Origin of the sequence: Phormidium sp. FACHB-1136 (assembly GCF_014697375.1) — a bacterium.
GTDB lineage: Bacteria > Cyanobacteriota > Cyanobacteriia > Phormidesmidales > Phormidesmidaceae > Nodosilinea.
In genome coordinates, this window is record NZ_JACJRS010000196.1 from 1 (window position 1) to 3630 (window position 3630).

Sequence of the window (3630 nt, forward strand, 5' to 3'; positions counted from 1 at the left end):
TGTAAACAAACAGTCGTTTGATAAAAAAGAGTTATCTTAGAAGCCTGTAACCCTTGCTAAATCGCGCTTTCGGGGTATTGATGGTACTGTTTTATCAGCAAAAAAAAAGGCCCGGTGCAGCTAACACGCGGGGCCAAACAAACAAAAATGTATCCCCAATCTAGCGCCCAACCATTAGACGTACAATCCCCTATCAGCCATTTCTATCGGTGGTTGGGGTTGGTTGGTGCTGGATTGACCCCGCAAGCTGCAAAACAAAACCGGGCCGGACATCACATCTGCACTGTGAGCCGACCCAATGAGCAATACTTTAGCACTACTCAAAACCAGTGAGTCAAGCCCCCCACGGCGGCCATCGGCCCTGACTCAGACCAATAGCCGGACGAACTACGGCGGTAAGCTGTACGGCTATGCCAAGCGGTTCTCGGTTGGGGCATACCCTAATCGTTCCCAGGAACGCGAGCCGGAAACCCAGCGGTTTAGCCGCGAGCTTTACCACGATGGCGAGGGCTGGAAACTGACCTGGCATAGCGACCTGGTCAACCAGGGGACGGAGTCCCCCGCTGGGCTTGTCAATAGTCCCAAATCATCACAAGGGGGATCTGGCTACCGTCGTCAGCGGGGTGATAGCCAGGGAATTACCCCTGAAGCCAAGCGCCGGATCGCCAACATGGTGATGGGCTTGCACCATGAGTATGGTCGTGAGCGTGTTGGTTTTGGGACTTGCACGGTGCCCAATTTGCCCCCTGATGAACTGGCGGCTGTTAACCGTGCCTTTCCTGACATCTTCCGAAAGTTTGCTCAGCGGTGTAAGCGAGAGGCTGAACGCTGTGGTGTTCCCTGGTTGATGGTCGCGGCTTATGAGATTCAGGAAAAACGCCTAGATCGTTGGGGGCAAGTGGTTTTGCACGTTCACTTTGTCTTCGTGAGCCGTGCTGAGCCGGACGGGCCTTACTGGCTAACTACAGATAAGCTCACTCAGTTTTGGGGTGATGCCTTAGAGAATTTCTTAGGGCATGACGTTCCCCGGTCGGCTCTGACCAATGTGCAAGCCAGTAAGGGGAACACGGGCCGGGAACTGGCTAAGTATCAAAGCAAGGGTTCTCAGGTGGTCGCTAAGGCTAAGGAGCTGGGCAAGGGTGACGAGCTGCCGGGGCAATGGTGGTCAGCCAGTAAGGCTATGAAGGAGCTAGATGCTAAGGCTACCTTCAAGCTGTCAGGCCATCGTGCTGAGTATCTGCTGACCTATGCGGATGATCTGAAGGATGCCGGGGCGATTGTCTATCGGCCCATCCTGAAAGAATTTGATGGCCGTGAGCGGTGTTTGGGCATTGCTGGATTTTTTCTTAACGATGAGGCCATGGGGGAATTTCTACTGGCTACCGCCGATGATCAGGCCGTGGCTGAGACAGCGCCGATCACGATTCCCAGGATTGCCCCAACCCCTGACCAGATTGAAGGGCAGATCGCCCTTGCCCTGGCTCAGGGTGACTTTGCACAGGTGCAAGCCCTGGTCGATCAGGCCGATAGCCTATACCCTCACCCCGATCAGGCCCGCCGTGAGATGGCCGTGGCCGATAGCCTTTACATCTGCGATGAACTGGAGAAACGGCGGGAACGACAGCGGCCAAAAGATGTATACGGGTATAATAGGGATGATCAATCAACAGAATCTAAGGCCCGTTGCGTGGGTCTTGAGGCATTGCCATACTAAACATTGGTATGGCGGGAATGGTGGTCAGTGGTTTCCTATGCCGATTGATGCAAAATGGTATCGGTCTGCTGAGATAGCTAATTTTGCGGCAAGACAAAATGACTCACTTAAGGGAGTCCCCACAGATACTTATCTCTTACTCGATACGGGCTGTATCCTTTGCCCTATAAAGTATTGGCGTAGTTGTAGGGAGTTGGTTCCTAATCGGTTTGGTTACAGTATGGGGATGCTATATATGCCCATTGACAAATCCGTATACAGGTAATAGCTTTGTAATTGATAAAGCTGTATACGGTTAATCGATGGCCATCATTAAAGGCGGTCGGGGCAAGAAAGCCCCATGGGATTCTGTCATGGTTCGCACCCCTGAGCCGATTAAATCGGAGGTGCAAGCCCTGGTCGATGACTGGAAACGGTCACAGGTCGATGAGTCTTACCATCGGCAATCTGTGATCGTTTCTGCTGAACAGGCCCGTGCCATTGTGACGAAAACCTTAAGGCAAAAAAAATCGGCCCGTGTGACCGTCTTAGCCGTCCTGGCTGAGCTTGGTTTAGAGGTTGACCTATAACAGCGCCATGGGACAGCGTCCTACCGCTGTCCCATGGCTGGTTCCACAAGTGAAACGACCACTTTAGGAGTTACTCCCATGATGATCGACAAATTGACCGATGACATAGCCAATGTCCTCGACGACCTGCAACGGGTGATGACCTCGGTTGAAATTCTGGCTTACCTGCTGAATGTCGATGACGGCCACCGTCTACCAGATCCCGACCTGGCTCGGTATGCCCATCACCTGATCTCCCAAGCCTTGCTAATCAACGAAACGGCTACCAGCTTCTTAGAGCCGTGGCAATCTCGATTGGAGGTGAAATAGTCATGAGTAAAGAGCCGATGGCCTTACCAGTAAGGCGCTTGATTGGTGATGATCCGGTTCCAAGCTGTTGCTTCGTGGTTTTCCATGACAACCTGGCTTATCCGGTTAGCCCATACCCACTGACCCGAACCGCGCTAAACCAAATGGAGGAATCCCGCCGCGATGGTCATGGACTCGTCTGGAACGTGACACTGTTTTTCCCCCCAGATGCCACCTATCAGGCTATCGAGGGATATTTTAGGGAGAACCTGATCCAGTAGTGCAAGGACTCGGTTCGAGTCAAGGGGTGTAGCAAACTCGCGTCATCCTCTCAACGAAGCGGTGGTACTGCTGAGTTTGCGAAATCCCCTTGACGGGCGGGGGAATGGGACAATCTTGCTGGTTGGTAGGGCGGGTGAGTGATTCTGGTTGGAAACGGCCACACATACCCCGCCCTACCGACCTGTTAAGCCTCTCCCATTCCATTCTTGCTGTGCTAACTAGAAACCCCATAGGGATTCGGCTTAGCACTGCACACTAGCCCATGCTGGCTGTACTTACTACAACCCCTATAGGGATTCGGCTTAGTACCGCATCTTAAACCGTGCTAAACGTCTCAACTACAAACCCCATAGGGATTCGTCTTAAGACAGCACATTGATGCACTCTGACAGGTCATAATCACCACTTACCGATTCCCGGAAACCCTAAGGGTTTCCTAGTCGGATCACCACGCATAATCACCACTTACCGATTCCCGGAAAGGCTAAACCTTTCCTAGTCAGATCAAACTCACCCCGTCATTACCCTCTCGCTGCCTCTCCTGGTTGTTTCCCCCCGGTGCCCCATAACCGGGGCTTATCAGTATTCTGTGGGATTAGTCGTGATTTACACTCGGTAACAAAGCTCAGGGCAGGTAAAACCACGGCATTGCAGGGCATGAGCTTTAGCTTGTAAACAAACAGTCGTTTGATAAAAAAGAGTTATCTTAGAAGCCTGTAACCCTTGCTAAATCGCGCTTTCGGGGTATTGATGGTACTGTTTTATCAGCAAAAAAAA

Annotated in this window: 4 protein-coding genes; all 4 read left to right on the forward strand. The window is 52.1% G+C overall.

The window, feature by feature from the left end; all coding sequences use genetic code 11:
* Positions 1-298 precede the first annotated feature (298 nt).
* Positions 299-1714, forward strand: coding sequence for a hypothetical protein (locus H6G62_RS26275; RefSeq protein WP_190500710.1), 1416 nt, complete (start codon positions 299-301; stop codon positions 1712-1714).
* A gap of 353 nt (positions 1715-2067) precedes the next feature.
* Entirely contained in the window at positions 2068-2283 is a 216-nt protein-coding gene (locus tag H6G62_RS26280; RefSeq protein WP_190500711.1) for a hypothetical protein, read from the forward strand.
* A 78-nt stretch (positions 2284-2361) separates the two neighbouring features.
* Complete coding sequence (locus H6G62_RS26285) at positions 2362-2592, forward strand: hypothetical protein (RefSeq protein WP_190500712.1); 231 nt, start codon at positions 2362-2364, stop codon at positions 2590-2592.
* A 2-nt stretch (positions 2593-2594) separates the two neighbouring features.
* The gene (locus H6G62_RS26290) at positions 2595-2852 is read left to right on the forward strand and encodes a hypothetical protein (RefSeq protein ID WP_190500713.1); all 258 of its coding nucleotides are present in this window, start codon (positions 2595-2597) and stop codon (positions 2850-2852) included.
* Positions 2853-3630: the final 778 nt, after the last annotated feature.